This is a genomic window from Pseudocoprococcus catus (genome assembly GCF_019734885.1).
In the GTDB taxonomy this organism is placed as follows: Bacteria; Bacillota; Clostridia; order Lachnospirales; family Lachnospiraceae; genus Coprococcus_A; species Coprococcus_A catus.
This window is the reverse complement of sequence record NZ_JAAXCM010000023.1, coordinates 19,869-38,946: the sequence shown is the minus strand read 5'-3', so window position 1 is coordinate 38,946 and position 19,078 is coordinate 19,869. Positions and strand designations below refer to the sequence as shown.

General features: G+C 44.6%; 18 protein-coding genes. 16 read left to right on the top strand and 2 right to left on the bottom strand.

Going from position 1 to position 19,078, the window contains the following annotated elements; genetic code table 11:
* Positions 1-12: 12 nt before the first annotated feature.
* A complete protein-coding gene (locus HED67_RS05675) occupies positions 13-2,676 on the bottom strand; it encodes a transglycosylase domain-containing protein (RefSeq protein WP_221717760.1) in 2,664 nt (887 codons plus the stop codon).
* A 159-nt stretch (positions 2,677-2,835) separates the two neighbouring features.
* Here HED67_RS05675 and HED67_RS05670 point away from each other — a divergent pair, with 159 nt between their 5' ends.
* From HED67_RS05670 to HED67_RS17210, 3 genes are all read left to right on the top strand, one after another.
* A complete protein-coding gene (locus tag HED67_RS05670; RefSeq protein ID WP_178440883.1) occupies positions 2,836-3,507 on the top strand; it encodes a YigZ family protein in 672 nt (223 codons plus the stop codon).
* A 108-nt stretch (positions 3,508-3,615) separates the two neighbouring features.
* Complete coding sequence (gene tig / locus HED67_RS05665) at positions 3,616-4,800, top strand: trigger factor (protein WP_178440881.1); 1,185 nt, start codon at positions 3,616-3,618, stop codon at positions 4,798-4,800.
* A 176-nt stretch (positions 4,801-4,976) separates the two neighbouring features.
* Positions 4,977-5,108 (top strand): hypothetical protein, encoded by a 132-nt coding sequence (locus HED67_RS17210; RefSeq protein ID WP_260702705.1) that lies wholly within the window; start codon positions 4,977-4,979, stop codon positions 5,106-5,108.
* Positions 5,109-5,362: 254 nt separating this feature from the next.
* Here the strand turns inward: HED67_RS17210 and HED67_RS05660 are convergent, their stop codons facing one another.
* Entirely contained in the window at positions 5,363-5,578 is a 216-nt protein-coding gene (locus tag HED67_RS05660; protein WP_015512672.1) for an alpha/beta-type small acid-soluble spore protein, read from the bottom strand.
* Positions 5,579-5,730: 152 nt separating this feature from the next.
* Here HED67_RS05660 and HED67_RS05655 point away from each other — a divergent pair, with 152 nt between their 5' ends.
* The 13 genes from HED67_RS05655 (at position 5,731) to HED67_RS05595 (ending at position 19,077) form a co-directional block, all read left to right on the top strand.
* A complete protein-coding gene (locus HED67_RS05655) occupies positions 5,731-6,255 on the top strand; it encodes a CYTH domain-containing protein (protein WP_221717759.1) in 525 nt (174 codons plus the stop codon).
* Positions 6,256-6,275: 20 nt separating this feature from the next.
* Positions 6,276-7,166, top strand: coding sequence for a DMT family transporter (locus HED67_RS05650; RefSeq protein WP_178440877.1), 891 nt, complete (start codon positions 6,276-6,278; stop codon positions 7,164-7,166).
* A gap of 224 nt (positions 7,167-7,390) precedes the next feature.
* The gene (gene tig / locus HED67_RS05645; protein ID WP_178440875.1) at positions 7,391-8,716 is read left to right on the top strand and encodes a trigger factor; all 1,326 of its coding nucleotides are present in this window, start codon (positions 7,391-7,393) and stop codon (positions 8,714-8,716) included.
* Positions 8,717-8,830: 114 nt separating this feature from the next.
* Positions 8,831-9,415 carry an ATP-dependent Clp endopeptidase proteolytic subunit ClpP gene (clpP, locus tag HED67_RS05640; RefSeq protein ID WP_015512677.1) on the top strand — a complete coding sequence of 195 codons (585 nt, stop codon included), beginning with the start codon at positions 8,831-8,833 and terminating at the stop codon, positions 9,413-9,415.
* Between the two features lie 28 nt (positions 9,416-9,443).
* Positions 9,444-10,742 carry an ATP-dependent Clp protease ATP-binding subunit ClpX gene (clpX, locus tag HED67_RS05635; protein WP_178440872.1) on the top strand — a complete coding sequence of 433 codons (1,299 nt, stop codon included), beginning with the start codon at positions 9,444-9,446 and terminating at the stop codon, positions 10,740-10,742.
* 142 nt (positions 10,743-10,884) lie between these two features.
* A complete protein-coding gene (gene lon / locus HED67_RS05630; protein ID WP_178440870.1) occupies positions 10,885-13,224 on the top strand; it encodes an endopeptidase La in 2,340 nt (779 codons plus the stop codon).
* A 21-nt stretch (positions 13,225-13,245) separates the two neighbouring features.
* Complete coding sequence (gene yihA / locus HED67_RS05625) at positions 13,246-13,860, top strand: ribosome biogenesis GTP-binding protein YihA/YsxC (protein WP_178440868.1); 615 nt, start codon at positions 13,246-13,248, stop codon at positions 13,858-13,860.
* A gap of 145 nt (positions 13,861-14,005) precedes the next feature.
* Positions 14,006-15,607: an MBL fold metallo-hydrolase RNA specificity domain-containing protein gene (locus HED67_RS05620; protein ID WP_178440866.1), complete on the top strand. Its 1,602-nt coding sequence runs from the start codon at positions 14,006-14,008 to the stop codon at positions 15,605-15,607.
* Positions 15,608-15,689: 82 nt separating this feature from the next.
* Positions 15,690-16,715, top strand: a complete 1,026-nt coding sequence (gene spoIIIAA, locus HED67_RS05615; protein WP_178440864.1) for a stage III sporulation protein AA — start codon at positions 15,690-15,692, stop codon at positions 16,713-16,715.
* Positions 16,609-17,145 carry a stage III sporulation protein AB gene (locus HED67_RS05610; RefSeq protein WP_221717758.1) on the top strand — a complete coding sequence of 179 codons (537 nt, stop codon included), beginning with the start codon at positions 16,609-16,611 and terminating at the stop codon, positions 17,143-17,145. The genes spoIIIAA and HED67_RS05610 overlap by 107 nt, the downstream gene beginning before the upstream one ends.
* A gap of 41 nt (positions 17,146-17,186) precedes the next feature.
* Positions 17,187-17,381: a stage III sporulation protein AC gene (gene spoIIIAC, locus HED67_RS05605; protein WP_178440860.1), complete on the top strand. Its 195-nt coding sequence runs from the start codon at positions 17,187-17,189 to the stop codon at positions 17,379-17,381.
* A 13-nt stretch (positions 17,382-17,394) separates the two neighbouring features.
* A complete protein-coding gene (locus HED67_RS05600) occupies positions 17,395-17,784 on the top strand; it encodes a SpoIIIAC/SpoIIIAD family protein (protein ID WP_178440858.1) in 390 nt (129 codons plus the stop codon).
* Positions 17,785-19,077: a stage III sporulation protein AE gene (locus HED67_RS05595; RefSeq protein ID WP_221717757.1), complete on the top strand. Its 1,293-nt coding sequence runs from the start codon at positions 17,785-17,787 to the stop codon at positions 19,075-19,077.
* The last annotated feature ends 1 nt before the right edge of the window (position 19,078 follow it).

Here is a 19,078-nt window from a genome sequence, read left to right as displayed (position 1 = left end):
TTAGTGAACAGCTTATTCGTTGTCGCCGGAGTTATCCCCGGAGTTATCCCCGGAATTATCCCCGGAGTTATCCTCGGAATTGTCGCCGGAGTTATCCCCAGAATTGTCGCCGGAGTTATCCCCAGAATTGTCGCCGGAGTTATCCCCGGAATTGTCGCCGCCGGAGTTGTCACCGGAATTGTCGCTGCCGGAGTTACCACCGGAATTATCCCCGCCGGAGTTATCCCCGGAATTGCTGCCGGAGTTACCACCGGAATTATCCCCGCCGGAGTTGTTCCCGGAATTATTGCTGGAACTATTATCTGAACTGCTGGATGAGTCATCGTCATCATCGTTCTGATAGTAACGATAGCTATGTCTGCTGCAATATTCTGTTGGTGCAGTGTCCTTGGCAAAATATTCTGTGGTTGTAGGACAGCCATAAGAGGCAAGTAAGCCAGTTGTACTGCATACCCGAAGTTTTTCTACATCAGATGGCATAACGAAATCTCTGTCTTCATAACCTTCAAGAACTTCGTTCATGATATTCTTCCAGAGGACTTTGTGGGCATTGTAGTTATAACCGAGACGGTAACGCATCAGTGTACTGTCATCATAGCCAAACCAGATACCGGCTGTGTAGTATGGTGTATAGCCGACAAACCATAAATCCTTGTAGTCATCGGTTGTACCTGTCTTGCCGGCTTCAGCAATACCGTAGTTGGAAATCTGTGCGGGAGTACCAGTACCTTTGGATACAACATCTTCCATTGCACTTGTCAGAAGCCATGCTGTAGAATCTTTCATGGCCGTATGTTTCTCCGGAACATTGTCAAGGAGTACATTGCCGTCCTTGTCCAAAATCTTGCTGTACAGGATCGGCTGTGTGTAGACACCACCATTGGCGATGGCTGCGTAAGCACCTGTCAGTTCAAGGTTTGTTACACCATTGGAAATACCGCCGAGACCCAGTGGTGCATAGGCGTCATTCTCTTCATCCATAGTGGTGATGCCCAGATTCTCAAGATATTCAATACCGAGTTTTGGTGTGACGTCTTCTACCAGCCACTTGGTTGTAACAACGTTCATGGAATGAGTAATGGCTTCACGAATAGTCGTCGTTCCCTGATAGGAGTTGGCATTGGTGTTGAACGGCTGGTAGCCGTCAGGGGTTGTATAAGGTTCATCTTCCTTAGTAGAAGCCAGTGAAAGCCCACAGGAATCCAGAGCAGGAAGGAAAACGGCAATCGTCTTGAAAACAGAACCGGGCTGTCTGGTGGACTGTGTGGCGCGGTTAAAGCTTCTGCTTGTCTTCTTCTCACCGCGGCCGCCGCTCAAGGCCAGTACATAACCGGTAGACTGATCCATCAGAACGAATGAAGACTGTACCTGGACGGTCATATCAAAGTTCTGGGCGATGATATCGTCATCGGTAATGCCCTTGGCTTCAAGGAAATCTGCAATAGACTGTTTGGCCTGGTCTTTGTTGTCATAAAGCAGGTCACAGTCATCCTTGCCATAATAGCTCTGCAGGGAATTCTCATCAATATTGACTTCCTGTCCGTCCTCATCCTTATAGGTCAATGCCCAATGAAGACGGTATTCTGTGGATGGGAAATTGTCATCATCATTATAATATCGATCTACGATATCCTGAATGTGGCGGTTCTGTGTCAGATAAATCTGAAGGCCGCCGCTGTAAAGTGCGGTATTGGCTTCTGCGGAAGTGTAGCCAAGCTTCTCCTGAAGATCCTTCAGTACCTGGTCAATAGCTGCATCTTCAAACCATGTATAAATGACTTCTTTGTCCTTGGTAATCTCATTTACTTCTGCAATACGTGAATAAACATCATCGGCTTTGGCTTCATCATACTGCTGTTGATTGATGAAACCGAGGGTGAGCATATTGTTCAGAATCTTATCACGTCTCTGAGCATTGACTTGCTGACCGTCGATGGGATTATTGTAAGACGGTGATTGGGCAATAGCAGCGATGACTGCGGCCTCGGAAATTGTCAGATCACTGCACTTCTTATTGAAATAGCGTTCAGCAGCAGCTTCAATACCATAGGCACCGCGGCCAAGGTTGATGGTATTGAGGTAAGCTTCCATAATCTCAGCTTTGCTCATCTCTTTCTCAAGCTTGAGAGCAAGATACCATTCCTGGAACTTACGTTTGAATCGCTGGATGGTATCTGTTTCGGCACCGCCGTCAAAAACAGTCAGTTTAATCAGCTGCTGGGTGATGGTACTGGCACCTTCGGAGAAATTGCCGCCGTGTGAGAGACCAACAAAAAGGGCACGGACAATACCCTTAGGATCAATACCGTTGTGCTCATAAAAACGGTTATCCTCAATAGCAATAAAGGCATTCGGAACACAGTCCGGAATATTCTTGATCGAAGCAATAGTTCGGTTAGATTGTGCACCAACGAGTTCAACGGCTTCCTGGCCATCTGGATAGTACATAACGGATTTCAACTTGCTTGGCATGACATCACTTGCTGAAATATCCGGTGCACTGTCAATGACGCCTTTAAAACCGCCGATGGCAGCTGCTGCACCGACAACAATGATAAGCAGTATGGCTAGTACCGTGAAACGGAATATATTAAAACTGACTTTTTTCCTGGATTTAGCAGCGTTGGAACGGATTTTCTTGCGTTTCTTTTCGTTATTGTGTTTACTATAATCCATTACTTAACCTCCTTCGTCCTATCATTATAGCAAATAAGCTCTTTGAAATAAAGTGTAATTTTTCGGAATATAAAAGGAATGGCGCTTTTTTAAAAGAGATGCTATACTTACATTGCGGTTGGAAAACAATCGGAGAAATAAAGTAAGGATGTAGATAGAATGGCAGACGAGAATAGAGTTAAATCATATAAAACTGTTTACAGAGGCGGAATGGGTGAGATCGTTGAGAAAAAATCCCGTTTTATTGCCCATGTGGCGCATGTGGAGTCGGAAGAAGAGGCACTGGCCTTTGTTGAGAAGATCAAAAAAGAATATTGGGATGCAAGACATAACTGTCATGCTTTTACGGTTGGAATTCTCCATGAAACTGCCAGATGCAGTGATGACGGGGAACCGGCACAGACAGCTGGCAAACCGATGCTGGACGTTTTAATGGGGCAGAAGCTGAAGAATACTGTGGTTGTGGTGACACGTTATTTTGGAGGAACTCTTTTGGGAACAGGAGGTCTTGTCAGAGCCTATTCTGCGGCTGTTCAGGAAGGACTTCGGGAGAGTCTGATCATTGAGAAGCATCTTTGCCGAAAAGTACGGATGAGTATGGATTATACAATGCTGGGCAAGATGCAGTATCTGGCAGCGAAGCTGAATCTGATGATTCTTGATTCCCTTTATACAGATGGAGTAGAGATGCAGCTGCTTGTACCGGATGAGCAGTTTCAATCATTTATAAAGGAAGTAACGGAGGCCAGCAACGGTAAGGTAGCGCCGGAGACAGAAGGCAGTTGTTATGGTGCCGATGTGGAAGGCAGAACAGAAATATTTGATGCATAAAGACGACATATCAGAATTTGAACAAACTGTGAACTATGTGAGAAAGACTTTTATTTTTGCAGATTTTGTGGTATAAATAATATCATTGATATGAAAGGACAGGATACAATGATGAAAAGAAGTTTAAAACTTGGAGCTGTATGCCTTGGCATGGCAGTTTTGTTATGCGCATGCGGTAAGGGCTCAACAGAGAGTACAGAAGCAGCTTCATCAGAGACAGAGACGGCACAGTCAGAAGCTGTATCTGAAACAGTTGCAGAGACAGAGGATACAAATGTATATCCTTATGAATATGACGTAGAATCAATGGTCAAGCTTGGTGAATATAAGGGGTTGACATACACAGAAACAGATGTTTCTGTTTCTGATGATGAAGTGGAATCACAGATTAACAGTACATTAACTGCCCATGCAACAGCAGAACAGATTACTGATAGGGCAGTTGAAGATGGTGATACAGTTAATATTGATTTTGAAGGCAAGATTGATGGTAAGACATTTGATGGCGGTACAGCCTCCGGTGCATCCCTGACAATCGGTTCAGGCACATTCATTGATGGCTTTGAAGATGGTCTGATTGGTGTGAAACCGGGTGATAAGACAACACTGAAGCTGAAGTTCCCGGATGAATATAAGACAAACACGGATCTGGCAGGCAAGGATGTTACATTTGATGTAACTGTCAACTATATCAAGGGTGATGATATTGTCCCTGAATTGGATGATGATTTTGTTAAAGGCCTGAATATTGATGGTGTTTCCAATGTCAAGGAATATCGTGCATATGTGAAGTCACAGCTTCAGGCGAATAAGGAATCTGAAGCAGAGAAGAGCAAGCAGTCAGAACTTCTTCAGCAGGCGGTAGACAATGCCGAGATTAAGGAAATTCCAGAAGAACTGGTTACACAGTATGCTACTCAGTATACAGATTATTATAAGCAGTATGCATCCTACTTTGGTCTGGAATTGTCTGATTTCCTGACACAGTACATGAATCAGACTGAGGAAGAATTCAATCAGTCGGCACAAGATTATGGCAAAGAAAGAGCAGGTTATATGCTGGTTGTAAGTGCCATTGCCAAAGCAGAAAAAGTTGATGTAGATGCCCTTTATGATGAGAAGGTTGCTCAGTATGCAGAACAGAGCGGTTATGCAGATGCTGCAACTCTGGAGAAAGATTACAGCAAGAGATATTTAAATCAGATAATCATTAACGAAGAAGTCCAGAATATTCTCGAAGAGAATGCCAAGGCAGTTGCACCTGCGGAGACAGAATCAGAGACTTCTAAATAATCAGCATATATGAATATAATTTTCTAAATACTGTATAAAGTTCTTACAATAGTGTTTTATAAAAAACTTTGCATTTTTTGAGGAACATGCTATAATATCCATAGGTAATTTGCACTGAATGCTGAACAGACTTTTTAGACAGACAGTGTGAGACAGGAGCAAGAGAGGTGTAAGATATGGATTTTATGTCAGTATTTTTCCCTGCATTGATCCTTGGTGTTGTTATCATCGCAGTACTGGTCGTTGTTGCAACTGTTGCATCAGCGGTCTCGGCAGCTGCTGTTGAAGATGACGAGGAGGACGAATAGTCAGCAGGCAGAAGAAGTGAATGTAATCAAACGATGAGGGGATGTAGGCCTTAGTGCAGCATCCCCGAATTTTTTGTGTTATTTTAGGCGTGTAGGGCAATCAAAGCGGCGCGGCAGGCAATCAATTATGAAACGGAAAAAGCGGACCCTTCTGGATCCGCTTTCCCGGCGTTTGTTTCAGTCATCGGCTGCAGTCTGCAAATGCCGCCTGGGGCGGTTGATTGGGTACGCAGCTGATGGATCGTGAGATTCAGTTACTGCATACCGCCGTTGGCCATCTGTTCTTCCTGCCGCTTGATCATTCTTCGAACCATTTCACCACCGATGGAACCTGCCTGGGCACTGGTGAGATCGCCGTTGTAACCCTGTTTCAGGTTGACACCGATTTCGCTGGCAACTTCCATTTTAAATTTGTCCATTGCGTCTTTTGCCTGTGGTACTTCCATTGTAGAACTAGAATTGTTTGTCATTGTGACACCTCCGTTTTTTGGTTCGCTTTATCCTGTATCTGAAAGGATAAACAAGACTTGCTTTTTGAAGTGTTTTTGTTTATCCTGTTACTAGTATGTGAATGACGTACAGAAACTATGAGTGGAATAATTAGGAGGTTTATAGTTGTTTTATGGAAATAGAGCGTAAATTTTTAATTCAAAAAATGCCGTCGGATTTAGAAAATTACAAAAGTCGTTTGATTGAGCAGGGTTATTTGAATGTAAAGCCTGTTGTCAGAGTGCGCCGGGAGGATGAGACGTATTATATGACTTATAAAGGTGGCGGCATGATGGCCCGGGAGGAATATAATCTGCCTTTGGATGCAGATTCATATGCCCATCTTCTTCAGAAAGCAGATGGCAATATTATTACCAAAAGACGGTATCTCATTCCGTTGGTTCCATATACCATTGAATTGGATGTTTTCAGCGGCATATTTGAGGGTGTCATTGTGGCGGAAGTCGAATTCCCAAGTATTGAAGAAGCAGAAAGCTTTTCGGCGCCGGATTGGTTTGGTGAGGACGTGACTTATGATGGCCGGTATCATAACAGCGTCATGAGCAGAATGAAAGTGGAAGAGATTGTTGAGATACAAAGTCTTTTTGATCAGAAGGAAAATGATCAGGCGAAAATAGTCAGACAAAGCAAATATTAAGAGATGAGAGGATTTGTTATATGAATACAAAAAATAAAGCCATTGTGTGTATTTTGATTTCAGCATTTGGCTTTTCAATTATGAATTTATGCGTGAAGCTGTCTGGTGATCTGCCGTCTATTGAAAAGAGCTTTTTTAGAAATCTTGTGGCAGCGATCATTGCGTTTATCTTATTATATAGAAGCAAAGCGGGTTTTTCCTGCAAGAAAGAGAATCTGCCGGCATTGATTTTGCGTGCTGTACTTGGAACCATTGGTATTTTCTGTAACTTTTATGCATTGAGCCATATGGTGCTGTCGGATGCTTCTATGCTGAACAAGTTATCACCTTTCTTTACACTGATCTTTTCCTACATTTTCCTGAAGGAAAAGTTATCACCCTTCCAGTGTATTGCCATCGTAATCGCTTTTATCGGCAGTTTGTTTATCATCAAGCCATCCTTTGATCTGTCAGCCACATTTCCGGCGCTTTGCGGCTTCATCGGCGGTGTGTGTGCCGGCGGTGCGTACACCTGTGTGCGGTATCTTGGTATTAAAGGTGAAAAAGGACCCTTTATTGTATTCTTTTTTTCGGCGTTTTCATGCCTGGCGGCATTGCCGTACATGATCTTTTTCTTTGAACCGATGACACTGCAGCAGTTCCTGATTCTGATTGGTGCAGGCGCAGGTGCAGCCGTAGGTCAGTTTGGCATCACAGCCGCCTACAAGTATGCCCCGGCCAGAGAAATCTCCATCTATGATTATACATTGGTCATTTTTGCAGCCATCTGGAGCTTCATCTTTTTCGGCGAACTGCCGGATTGGATCAGTATCCTTGGATATGTGTTGATCTTCGGTATGTCAGCATTGATGTTTTTGTATAATAACCGTCACGCGGAGCCGGCGAGACCAGTAAAAGCCCGGAATCATTAATCGTTGTAAGTTATGGTAAAACAATTAATTAAAAAGGCCACCTTTTATCGATTGGTTTACCATAACAGCCATTTTTTTATGGTTTTTTTAGAAAAAAGTGCCCTTCCCCTATTTACATATGCCCGGATGTATAATATACTTAAATCCATAAGCGCTTGAAAACAGGCCGACTCCGCACTTTGGAGGGACCGGTTTCGGGATAGATGAAGGAGGATATTAATATCATGAGTGTACAGGTAGAGAAATTAGAACATAATATGGCGAAACTGACAATTACAGTTCCGGCTGAAACTTTCAATAAGGCTATTACACAGGCTTACAAGAAGATGAAGAATCAGATCTCCATTCCTGGTTTCAGAAAAGGTAAAGTGCCTCAGGCAATGGTAGAGAAGATGTACGGTGCAGGCATGTTCTATGAAGATGCAGCCAACATTGTTATTCCGGAAGAATACGACAAGGCTCTTGCAGAAGTAAAGGATATCAAGATCACATCTCAGCCAGCCATCGATGTTACACAGATGGAAAAAGGCAAGGAGTTTATCTTTACAGCAGAAGTTGCTACTAAACCGGAAGTTACACTTGGCCAGTACAAAGGTATCGAAGTACCGGAGACTAAAGTAGAAGTAACAGACGAAGAAATCGAAGCTGAACTGAAGAAAGTTCAGGAACAGAACGCAAGAGAGATCACAGTTGACAGACCAGCTGAGAATGGCGATACAGTTGTTATCGACTTCGAAGGTTCTGTAGACGGTGAAGTATTCGAAGGCGGTACAGCTGAGAACCATTCTCTGGTACTTGGTTCAGGCTCTTTCATTCCTGGATTCGAAGATCAGCTTGTTGGTGCCGCAGCAGATTCTGATGTAGAAGTAAATGTTACTTTCCCGGAAGATTACCAGGCTAAAGAACTTGCAGGCAAAGCTGCAGTCTTCAAAGTTAAAGTTCACGAGATCAAGAAGAAAGAACTTCCGGAGATCAATGATGAATTCGCTCAGGATGTATCTGAATTCGATACACTTGATGAATACAAAGAAGATGTAAAGAAAGGCATTGCAGAACAGAAAGAAAAAGCTGCACGTCAGGAAAAACAGGAAAAGATCATCAGACAGATCGTAGAAAACGCTGAGATGGATATTCCGGATCCTATGGTAGTTACTCAGACAAGACAGATGATGGATCAGTTTGCACAGCGGATGCAGTCCAACGGCCTTTCTATGGCTCAGTACTATCAGTTCACAGGTCTGACACCAGACGGCCTTCTTGAACAGATGAAACCACAGGCTCAGAAGAACATCGAGAACAGACTTGTTCTTGAAGCAATCGCTGCAGCTGAAGGAATCGTAGCAAGCGAAGAAGAAGTTGAGAAGGAATTCGCTAACATTGCTGAAAGATATGGCCTTGAAGTAGAAAAGGTTAAAGAAATCTTTGCTGACGAAGAAACAGAGAACATTAAGAGCGATATCGCTGCACAGAAAGCTCTTGATTTGATCACAGATGCTGCTGTTGAAGTTCCTGTAACTGAAGTAGAAGCAACTGTAGAAGACGCAGAATAATCATAACGTAAGATAGCAGGGCTGCCGCAGAGAAGTTTGCCGCAGCCCTGTGGTATTAATAAATGCTGACATTACGGATATGCATGACATATCCGGTTTGACAGGAGGATAAGGATGAGTTTAGTACCTACAGTCATTGAACAGTCAAGCAGAGGCGAACGTGCCTTTGATATTTATTCCAGACTTTTAAAAGACAGAATTATTTTCCTTGGAGAAGAAGTAACGGATGTATCCGCCAATCTGATTGTATCACAGCTCCTTTTCCTTGAATCTGAAGATCCGGGAAAGGATATTCAGATGTATATTAACAGCCCTGGCGGTTCTGTATCCGCAGGTATGGCTATTTATGATACCATGCAGTTTATTAAGTGTGATGTATCTACAATTTGTATGGGTATGGCTGCAAGTATGGGTGCATTCCTGCTGGCAGGCGGTACACCAGGCAAACGTCTGGCTCTGCCACATTCAACCATCATGATTCATCAGCCATCAGGCGGTGCACAGGGACAGGCAACAGAGATTCAGATCGTTGCTGACCGTATCCAGTACACAAAGCGTATGCTGAATGAATTACTGGCTGCCAATACACATCAGCCATTAGAGAAGATTGCAGCGGATACAGAAAGAGACTATTACATGAGTGCAGAAGAGGCCAAGAATTATGGTCTGATTGATGCTGTAGTAACCAAGCGTGCATAGGCAAGTCTTGAAGTAAAAGAGGTAGTATATGGCAAGTCGTATTGATGACAAGAAGCAGCCAAGATGTTCTTTTTGCAATAAGACACAGGATCAGGTCCGCAAGCTCATTGCAGGTCCGAATGCATTTATCTGTGATGAATGTGTGGATATCTGCATGGAGATCATCGAAGATGAGATGGAAGAGGATCAGAATGATGCTGATATTAATCTGCTGAAGCCTGTTGAGATCAAGAATTTCCTTGATCAGTATGTCATTGGACAGGAACAGGCTAAGAAGGTTTTATCCGTTGCTGTTTATAATCATTACAAGAGAATCACATCCAATGCCGGCAATGATGTGGAATTGCAGAAGAGCAATATTATTATGGTAGGACCTACCGGTTCCGGCAAAACACTTTTGGCACAGACACTGGCTAAGATTTTGAATGTACCATTTGCCATTGCAGATGCAACTGCTTTGACAGAGGCCGGTTATGTCGGTGAAGATGTGGAGAATATTCTGCTGAAGCTGATTCAGGCAGCAGATTATGACATTGAGAAAGCCGAAAGAGGTATTATTTATATCGATGAGATCGACAAGATCACAAAGAAGTCCGAGAATGTCTCTATTACAAGAGATGTTTCCGGTGAAGGTGTTCAGCAGGCACTTCTGAAGATTCTGGAAGGTACGGTGGCATCTGTTCCTCCTCAGGGCGGCAGAAAGCATCCGCATCAGGAATTTCTTCAGATCGATACAACGAATATTCTGTTTATCTGCGGCGGTGCCTTTGACGGTCTGGATAAGATTGTTGAATCAAGAACAGACGGTCAGTCCATCGGATTTAATGCAGAGATCCATGTGAAGGAAGAAGGACAGAATGTCAGTGAGCTGATGAAGCAGGCTCTGCCTCAGGATTTTGTCAAATATGGCCTGATTCCTGAATTTGTAGGTCGTGTGCCGGTCAGCGTAACCCTTGATCTGCTGGATGAAGATGCTCTTGTTCGTGTTCTGACAGAACCAAAGAGTGCGATCATTAAACAGTACAAGAAATTATTCCAGCTGGATGGTGTGGATCTTGAGTTTGAAGATGAGGCTGTTCATGAAATTGCCCATCGCTCATTTATGCGAAATACCGGTGCCAGAGGATTGCGTTCCATTGTTGAGAATGTGTTGATGGATACAATGTTTACACTGCCATCAGAAGAGACAGTTGAAAAGTGTATTATTACCAAAGCTGTTGTTGATGGTCAGGCGACTCCTGAGCTGGTTCACGGTGAGCCGCAGCTTCCATCTAAGAAGGGACAGACAAAGAAGTCATCCCGCAAGAACAGCGGAGAAATCGCATAGAATTCACAAGGCTGCCGGTTGAAATGATACGGCAGCCTTTTTTCGATTGATAGAACTTGGCAGAAATTTTGTTCAAGTAGAGAAAAAAGACAATTGAAAGATATAAATCAAACAACCAATGATAAGAAGGTGAACAAAAGAGATGAGTGATATTAACTGCAGAATGCCGGCAGTAGCACTTAGAGGGCTTGTATGCCTGCCGGATATGATCCTGCATTTTGATGTAAGCCGCAAGAAATCCATCGCAGCACTGGAAGCAGCCATGGTCAAAGACCAGATGGTTTTCCTGGTGGCACAGAAAGATCCTGATGAGGAAGATCCGAAGCAGGAAGGCCTTTATATAGCAGGTGCCATGGCGAAGGTGAAACAGATTGTCAAGATGCCTGAGAATATGGTCCGTGTTGTGGCGGAAGGCAAATTCAGGGCAGAGTTGGATGAGGTGATTTCTGTGTCTCCGTATTTGCTGACGGATGTCATTATTCATGACAGAGAAGAAAAGGTGGAGAATGAGAACGAGGCAGAGGCTATGCGCCGTGTCCTTGAGGAAATACTTAAGAAATTTATCGATGCCGGTGCCAAGTTTGGTCCGGAGATCACAAGACAGATGGAACAGGCAGAGGATATTGTTAAACTGACGAATCAGCTCTGTGCCAACATGCCGATGCGCTGGCAGGACAGACAGACACTGGCGGAGAAGGTGGATTTTCGTGAACGTTATGAGGAACTGTGCCGCATCATGGAGAAGGAATATGATGTCCTTCTGATCAATCAGGATATCCAGAATAAGGTCAAAAGCCGGCTTGAGAAGAATCAGAGAGATTATGTGCTGCGTGAACAGATGAAGCTGATTCGTGAAGAATTGGGCGATGACATGCAGTCTGAAATCGATGAGTATGAGACGAAGCTGGAAGAACTGAAAGCACCTGAATTCGTCAAAGAAAAGCTTGAGAAAGAAATTGCCCGTTTTAAAGCATCCGCAGGCAATTCAGCTGAGACAGGCGTCCTCAGAACTTATATTGATACATTATTTGAGATGCCGTGGAGCAAGACAAGCCGTGACAACAAAAATATTGACAAAGCAGCGAAGATTCTGAGAGAGGATCATTATGGATTGGAGAAGGTCAAAGAGAGAATTCTTGAATTCCTTTCCGTCAGACTGCTGACGAAGAAGGGAGACAGCCCGATCCTTTGTCTGGTGGGACCGCCGGGAACAGGTAAGACATCTATTGCCCGTTCTATCGCAAGAGCACTGAGCAAGAAATATGTCCGTATCAGCCTTGGCGGTGTCCATGACGAGGCGGAAATCCGCGGTCACCGAAGAACTTATATCGGTGCGATGCCGGGGCGTATTGCTTCAGGTCTGGCCCACGCAGGTGTGAAGAATCCGGTGATGCTGCTGGATGAGATCGACAAAGTCAGCACAGACTATAAGGGTGATACATTCTCCGCACTGCTTGAAGTATTGGATTCAGAGCAGAACAGCAAGTTCAGAGACAATTATCTGGAACTGCCTTTGGATCTTTCGGATGTTCTGTTTATTGCAACAGCCAACAGTTTGTCCACTATTCCGCGTCCGCTGTTAGATCGTATGGAGATTATCGAGATCAATACGTATACACAGAATGAGAAGCTTCATATTGCCAAAGAGCATCTGATCGAGAAGCAGATGAAAGCCAACGGTATTAAAGCAAAACAGCTGACGATTACGGACGGAGCCATTGAGAATATCATTCTTTACTATACCCGTGAAGCAGGTGTCCGTGGTCTGGAACGCTGTCTGGGCGATATCTGCAGAAAGACAGCACGTATGATCCTGCAGGACGGCAAGAAGAATGTCAAAGTGACAGAGAAGAATCTGGAACATTTCCTTGGCACAAAGAAATATGACTATGAGATGGCCAATGCAAAGAATGAGATCGGTATCGTCCGGGGACTGGCATGGACCAGTGTAGGCGGTGATACCCTTTCTATTGAGGTCAATGTGATGCCGGGCAAAGGTAAGTTTGAACTGACTGGTCATCTGGGAGATGTCATGAAGGAATCAGCCATGGCGGCTATCAGCTATATCCGTTCTGTCAGTGACAAATTCAATATTGATAAAGAATTTTTTGAGAAAAATGATATCCATATCCATATTCCTGAAGGTGCGGTACCGAAGGATGGCCCTTCAGCAGGCGTGACCATGGCAACAGCGATGCTTTCTGCCATCACAGGTATTCCGGTTCGTGCAGATGTGGCCATGACCGGTGAGATTACCTTGAGAGGCCGTGTGCTTCCGATCGGCGGTCTTCGTGAGAAGTCCATTGCGGCTAAGGTAGCAGGCATTCACACAGTGATCGTACCGGAGAAAAACCGCAGAGATATCAGGGAACTTGACAAAGAGATCACCAAAGATATGAAGTTTGTCTATGCAGCTACAATGGCAGATATTCTTCCGGTAGCACTGGAGAGTATGCCAAAGGCACAGGCAGCAAACAGTTAAGGCTTTGGCAGGAGAAGAAGAATGGTTATAAAGAATGTAAATCTGGAAACAGTATGCGGTATTACAAGTACGCTGCCGGAGAACCAGCATCCTGAGGTTGCTTTTTCCGGTAAGTCCAATGTAGGCAAATCCTCACTGATCAACGGTCTGATGAACAGAAAAGCCTATGCAAGAGTTTCCCAGCAGCCGGGTAAGACCCAGACCATCAACTATTACAATGTGAATGACGAGATTTATATTGTCGATCTTCCGGGTTATGGTTTTGCCAATGTTTCACAGGCTGTCAAGGCAAAATGGGGCAAGATGATCGAGAATTATCTCCGAAAATCCAGACAGCTCCGCATGGTCTTTCTGCTGGTGGATATCCGTCATGAACCATCGGCCAATGACAAGCATATGTACAGCTGGATCATTGAAAACGGCTTTTATCCGGCCATTATCGCTACAAAGCTGGACAAGATCAAGCGAAGCCAGATTCAGAAACAGCTGAAGCTGATCCGGGAAGGGCTGAATGTAGCAGAAGGAACGCCGATTGTTCCGTATTCTGCGGTGACAAAGCAGGGACGAGATGAGATATGGGAACTCATTGAGACCTATGCCATGGCACCGGAGGAAGAATTATCAGAAGAGCATTAGTATTATATTTTGATGTAGTAATAGTAATGAAGAGATAATCGGATATTTCATAGACAACTTGGGATAAATGTATTAAATATTACGAATAATGTGGCATAGCCTCTCTTGCTTTGGTATAATATTACCAAAGAAGGGGGGCTTTTTTATGAGACTGTTTTTTTCGGGAGCAGCACATGAGGTAACAGGCAGCAAGCATTATCTCGAAGCAGCAGGCAAGAAGATTCTCATTGACTGTGGTATGGAGCAGGGCAAGAATCTTTATGAGAATCAGGAAATTCCGGTTCCGGCTTCTGATGTGGATTACGTTTTTCTGACGCATGCCCATATCGATCATTCGGGGATGCTGCCATTATTGTATAATCAGGGGTTTAAAGGCAGTGTCTATACAACAGAGGCAACACAGCAGCTCTGCCAGATTATGCTGCTTGACAGTGCCCATATCCAGGAATTTGAAGCAGAGTGGAAGAACCGTAAGGGCAAGCGTGCGGGCATACCGCCGATTGTGCCGATTTATACCACAGAAGATGCAGTGGGGATTCTGCAGTATTTTGTACCATGCCGGTATGAGGAGAAGATACAGGTATGCGACGGTATAGAGATACGTTTTGTAGATGCGGGACATTTGCTTGGATCAGCCAGCATCGAAGTATGGGTAACAGAACAGGGTGTGACGAAGAAACTGGTATTTTCCGGTGATATCGGCAACACGAATCAGCCGATTATCAAAGATCCGCAGTATATCAGGGAAGCTGATTATGTCATTATGGAATCTACTTACGGTGACAGAAGCCATGGTCCGCGTCCGGATTATATCAGGGAATTGACAGCAATCATCCAGAGGACTTTCGACCGGGGCGGCAATGTGGTCATTCCTTCCTTTGCTGTTGGCCGAACACAGGAGATGCTTTATTTTATCAGACAGATCAAGGCAGAAGGTCTTGTGAAGAATCATGATAATTTTGAGGTATATGTAGATAGTCCGCTGGCGGTGGAAGCAACGAATGTTTTCAACAGAAATGTTCCGGGATATTATGACGATGATGCGATGGCACTGATCAGACAGGGCATTAACCCTATCAGTTTTCCGGGACTGAAGACAGCAGTTACAAGTGATGATTCTATTGCAATCAATGTATCTACAACGCCGAAGGTGATCATATCTGCATCCGGTATGTGTGATGCAGGCCGTATCCGTCATCATCTGAAGCATAACCTGTGGCGTCCGGAATGTACGATTCTCTTTGTTGGCTATCAGTCTGTAGGCACACTGGGCCGTAATCTTGTGGAGGGTGCGACGGAAGTAAAGCTTTTTGGCGAGACCATTGAGGTACAGGCAGAGATCACTTCTCTGGCAGGCATCAGCGGTCACGCAGACTGTGAAGGTCTGATGAAATGGATCGGAGCCTTTGAGAAGAAGCCGGATAGAGTTTTCGTTGTTCATGGCGAGGACACAGTGACGGATGTATTTGCAGCAAGGATCAAAGACGAACTGGGTATTGATGCGGTGGCACCGTATACAGGTGCGGAATATGATCTGCTGACCAATGAATGCATTCAGGCTCCGGAACCGGTACGGGTTACACCGAAGAAAGCAATGCAGCGTAAAGCTGCGACAGTCTTTGAACGTCTGCTCAATGCAGGACGCCGCCTGATGCTTGTGATCCGCCACAATGAAGGCGGAACCAACAAGGATCTTACCCGATTCACCAACGAGATCAACAATCTCTGCGACAAATGGGATCGTTAACAATATCTGATCATAAGTGACAGAGACAACCAATCATAAAATCTTCATCAGCTGAATATATTTTTTACCAGAGGTGATGCCAATGGATAGAAAAACACAGCTGATGAAGATTTTTTCTGTTCATATACGGGAATTATTAACGGCTTTACCCATGAAATTTGATCAATTGCAGGAAATCCGACTGAGAGCAGGAAGACCTCTGATGCTCTTGTATGATAATGAGGAGCGTTTAATTGGCAATGAGAGCGGGTTTGTGACGGAGATGTCACAGGCTTATCGGGTATCTGCCCAGGAAATTCAGGAGACAATGACCTTTATCAGCCATTATTCGATCTATGCTTATGAGGAAGAAATACGTCAAGGCTTTCTGACCATTCAGGGTGGTCACAGAATTGGTCTTGCAGGCAAGGTTTTATCGGATCAGAAGGGAATCAGAAGCATCCGTCCTATTACATTTTTGAATGTGCGTCTGGCACATCAGGTGCAGGGCTGTGCTGATTCATTGATGCCCTGGTTGTATGAAAACGGGCGGCCGTGTCATACATTGATTCTGTCGTCTCCGGGTTGCGGAAAAACAACGATGCTTCGGGATGTGATCCGCCAGTTCTCAAATGGATGTAAGTTCGGAAAAGGCAGGAGGGTAGGTGTCGTGGATGAGCGTTCAGAGATTGCAGCCTGCTACCGCGGGGTTCCCCAGAATGATGTGGGGATGCGTACAGATGTACTGGATGCTTGCTCGAAGGTGAGAGGAATGGAAATGATGCTTCGTTCCATGAATCCGGAGGTACTGGCTGTGGATGAGATTGGCAGCAGGGAAGATCTGCAGGCCATCGAGTCAGTCATTAACTGTGGCTGCTGGTTGCTGGCTACAGCACATGGGGATTCTGTTGAAAAGCTTGAGCTGCGTCCGGCACTTCAAAAAATGGTGGAGAGAAAGGTATTTGAACGGTATGTGATTCTTGACCGGAGAAAAAAGATCGGTCATGTGGAGGCCATTTTGAATGCAGACAGGGATTATCTTTATCAAAATGATCGGTGTCATCTGTGTGATGATGGGATGCGGGGGAACGGGACTGGCTGTCGGGAAATCCTGTCGGAAGCGCATTGAGCAAATGCGGCAGATGAGACAGTCCCTTTTGATGCTCCATGGAGAAATTCGTTATACAGGAGCTGAACTTCCGGAGGCCATCAGTGAGACGGCAGGTCGATGCGGGAAACCTTTTTCAGATTTTTATGAAACGCTTTCGGAACAAATGCGGCAGATGACGGGCCAGACCTTAAAGATATTGTGGCAGGAATGTGCAGTTCAATATTTAAAACAGACATGTTTGACGAAGGAGGATCAAAAGATATTTCTGGATCTGGGCAATCAGATGGGGTATCTGGACAGTCAGATGCAGTTATCTGCGCTGGAGGGATGTATGGCATTGCTGGAGGACAGGATGACATGCCTTGAAAAATCTTTGGCCCAGAAGCAGAAACTAAGTATGACGCTTGGAATTTTATCAGGATTTTTTGTGATGGTTTTGCTGATATAATCTTTTTTATTGGTTAATATCATTTTTCCGGGAGGTCCGGTATGACAGTCAATGTGATATTTAAAATAGCAGCCGTGGGCATCCTTATTTCCGTATTAAATCAGGTGTTAAAACATTCCGGCAGGGATGACCAGGCTTTCCTGACGAGTCTTGCCGGACTGATTCTTGTATTGATGTGGATTGTTCCGTATATTTATGAATTGTTTCAGACAATCCAACAACTTTTTGCATTGTGAAAGAGGCAGATGAATGGAAGTGATCAAAGCAGCTGTCATGGGAATTGCGGCCGCCATGCTGGCATTGTATATGAAATCTGTCCGGCCGGAATACAGTTCCATGATCAGCATCGGAGCCGGTATTTTTATTTTTGGATTTGCACTGATCTGTCTTCAGAAAATTACAGGGAGTATTGAAACACTTGGGGATTATTTGTCAGTCAGCCCGGTTTATATAAGAATTTTGTTGCGTATTACAGGTATTGCCTATATCTGTGATTTTGCCTCCTGTATTTGTAAAGATGCCGGTTATCAGGCCATTGCGTCACAGATTGAACTTCTAGGCAAATTGACGATTGTTGTAATGAGTCTTCCGGTACTCCAGACATTGATGAGTGCCATCACAGAATTTATGGGAGCCTGAATGCAGCCGGGACATCTTAGAAAAGGAATGAGACAGAATTTCAGACAACAAATTTTGTATCGGTTGGGATACTTTACTCTGATCCTGGAAATCGCTTCATGGATCATCATCGCCGGACCGACAGAAAAAGTGCAGGCAGCCACGGCAGAGAAAATGATGGCGGCCAGGATGACAGATCAGACAGAAACAGGCAGCCGGAATGAAGAAGATCAGACAACAGCAGAGGATCAGGCAGCGCTTTCCCTGGACATGCTGGGAGATTTTTCGGATATAGAAAAAGCTGTTTCTGAAGCAATGACTGTCAAATCTTCCATATCCTTTAAAGAAATTTTGCAGGCATTGATGAAAGGGAGCCTTGACAGTGCCGGACAGATGCTCGGACAAATGATCAAAGAGCAGATCACAGGCGGCATTTATGAGAATCAGCAGCTGTTGTTTAAAATTGCCTGTTTTGCTGTCATAGGTGCGATTTTTACGAATTTTGCCATGGCATTTTCAAAAGAACAGGTGGCAGAGACCGGGTTTTATCTGACATATACATTGTTGATGACACTGATGATGACGTCATTTATCATGACGGCTGCCATTATCACGAATGTGTTGAAGTCATTGACAGGATTTATGAAAGTCCTGCTGCCGACATTTTGTGCGGCGTTAACTTTTACAACGGGAAGCCTGCTTTCAGGAGCCTATTATGAGCTGATGATGGCAGCCATTGCCATTGCAGACTGGCTGATGAGTACATTGATCATGAAGCTGATCCAGATTTATGTGCTGACTGCTTTGGTCAATCACATATCAAAGGAAGATTATCTCTCAAAACTCAGTGAATTACTGGCACTGCTGATCCGGTGGAGTATCCGAACCGTTGTCGGTGTTATTCTGGGTATTAATATTTTACAGACGATGCTTTTACCGGCCATAGACCGGGCGAAGGGAACGGTGGCTTATAAATTGGTATCCGCCCTCCCCGGCGTAGGCGCAGCAATGAATACAGCCCTGGGTGCCGTGATCGGATCGGGTGTGCTCATACGCAATGTCCTGGGAATGGGGAGTTTGATCGTGATTCTTCTGATTTGTGTGGTCCCCGTGGTCCGGGTCTGTATGGTTTTCTTATCTTATAAAGTCGTACAGGCCGTTATACAGCCGGTGACAGATAAACGGCTGTTAGACGGTATGGAATCTATGACTCAGGGAGTCGGAATGCTTCTTCAGGTTCTGATCGGCTGTGTCCTGATGTTTATTCTGTCGTTGGCTGTTGTATGTAATGCTGCCTCAGTGATTGATATCTGAA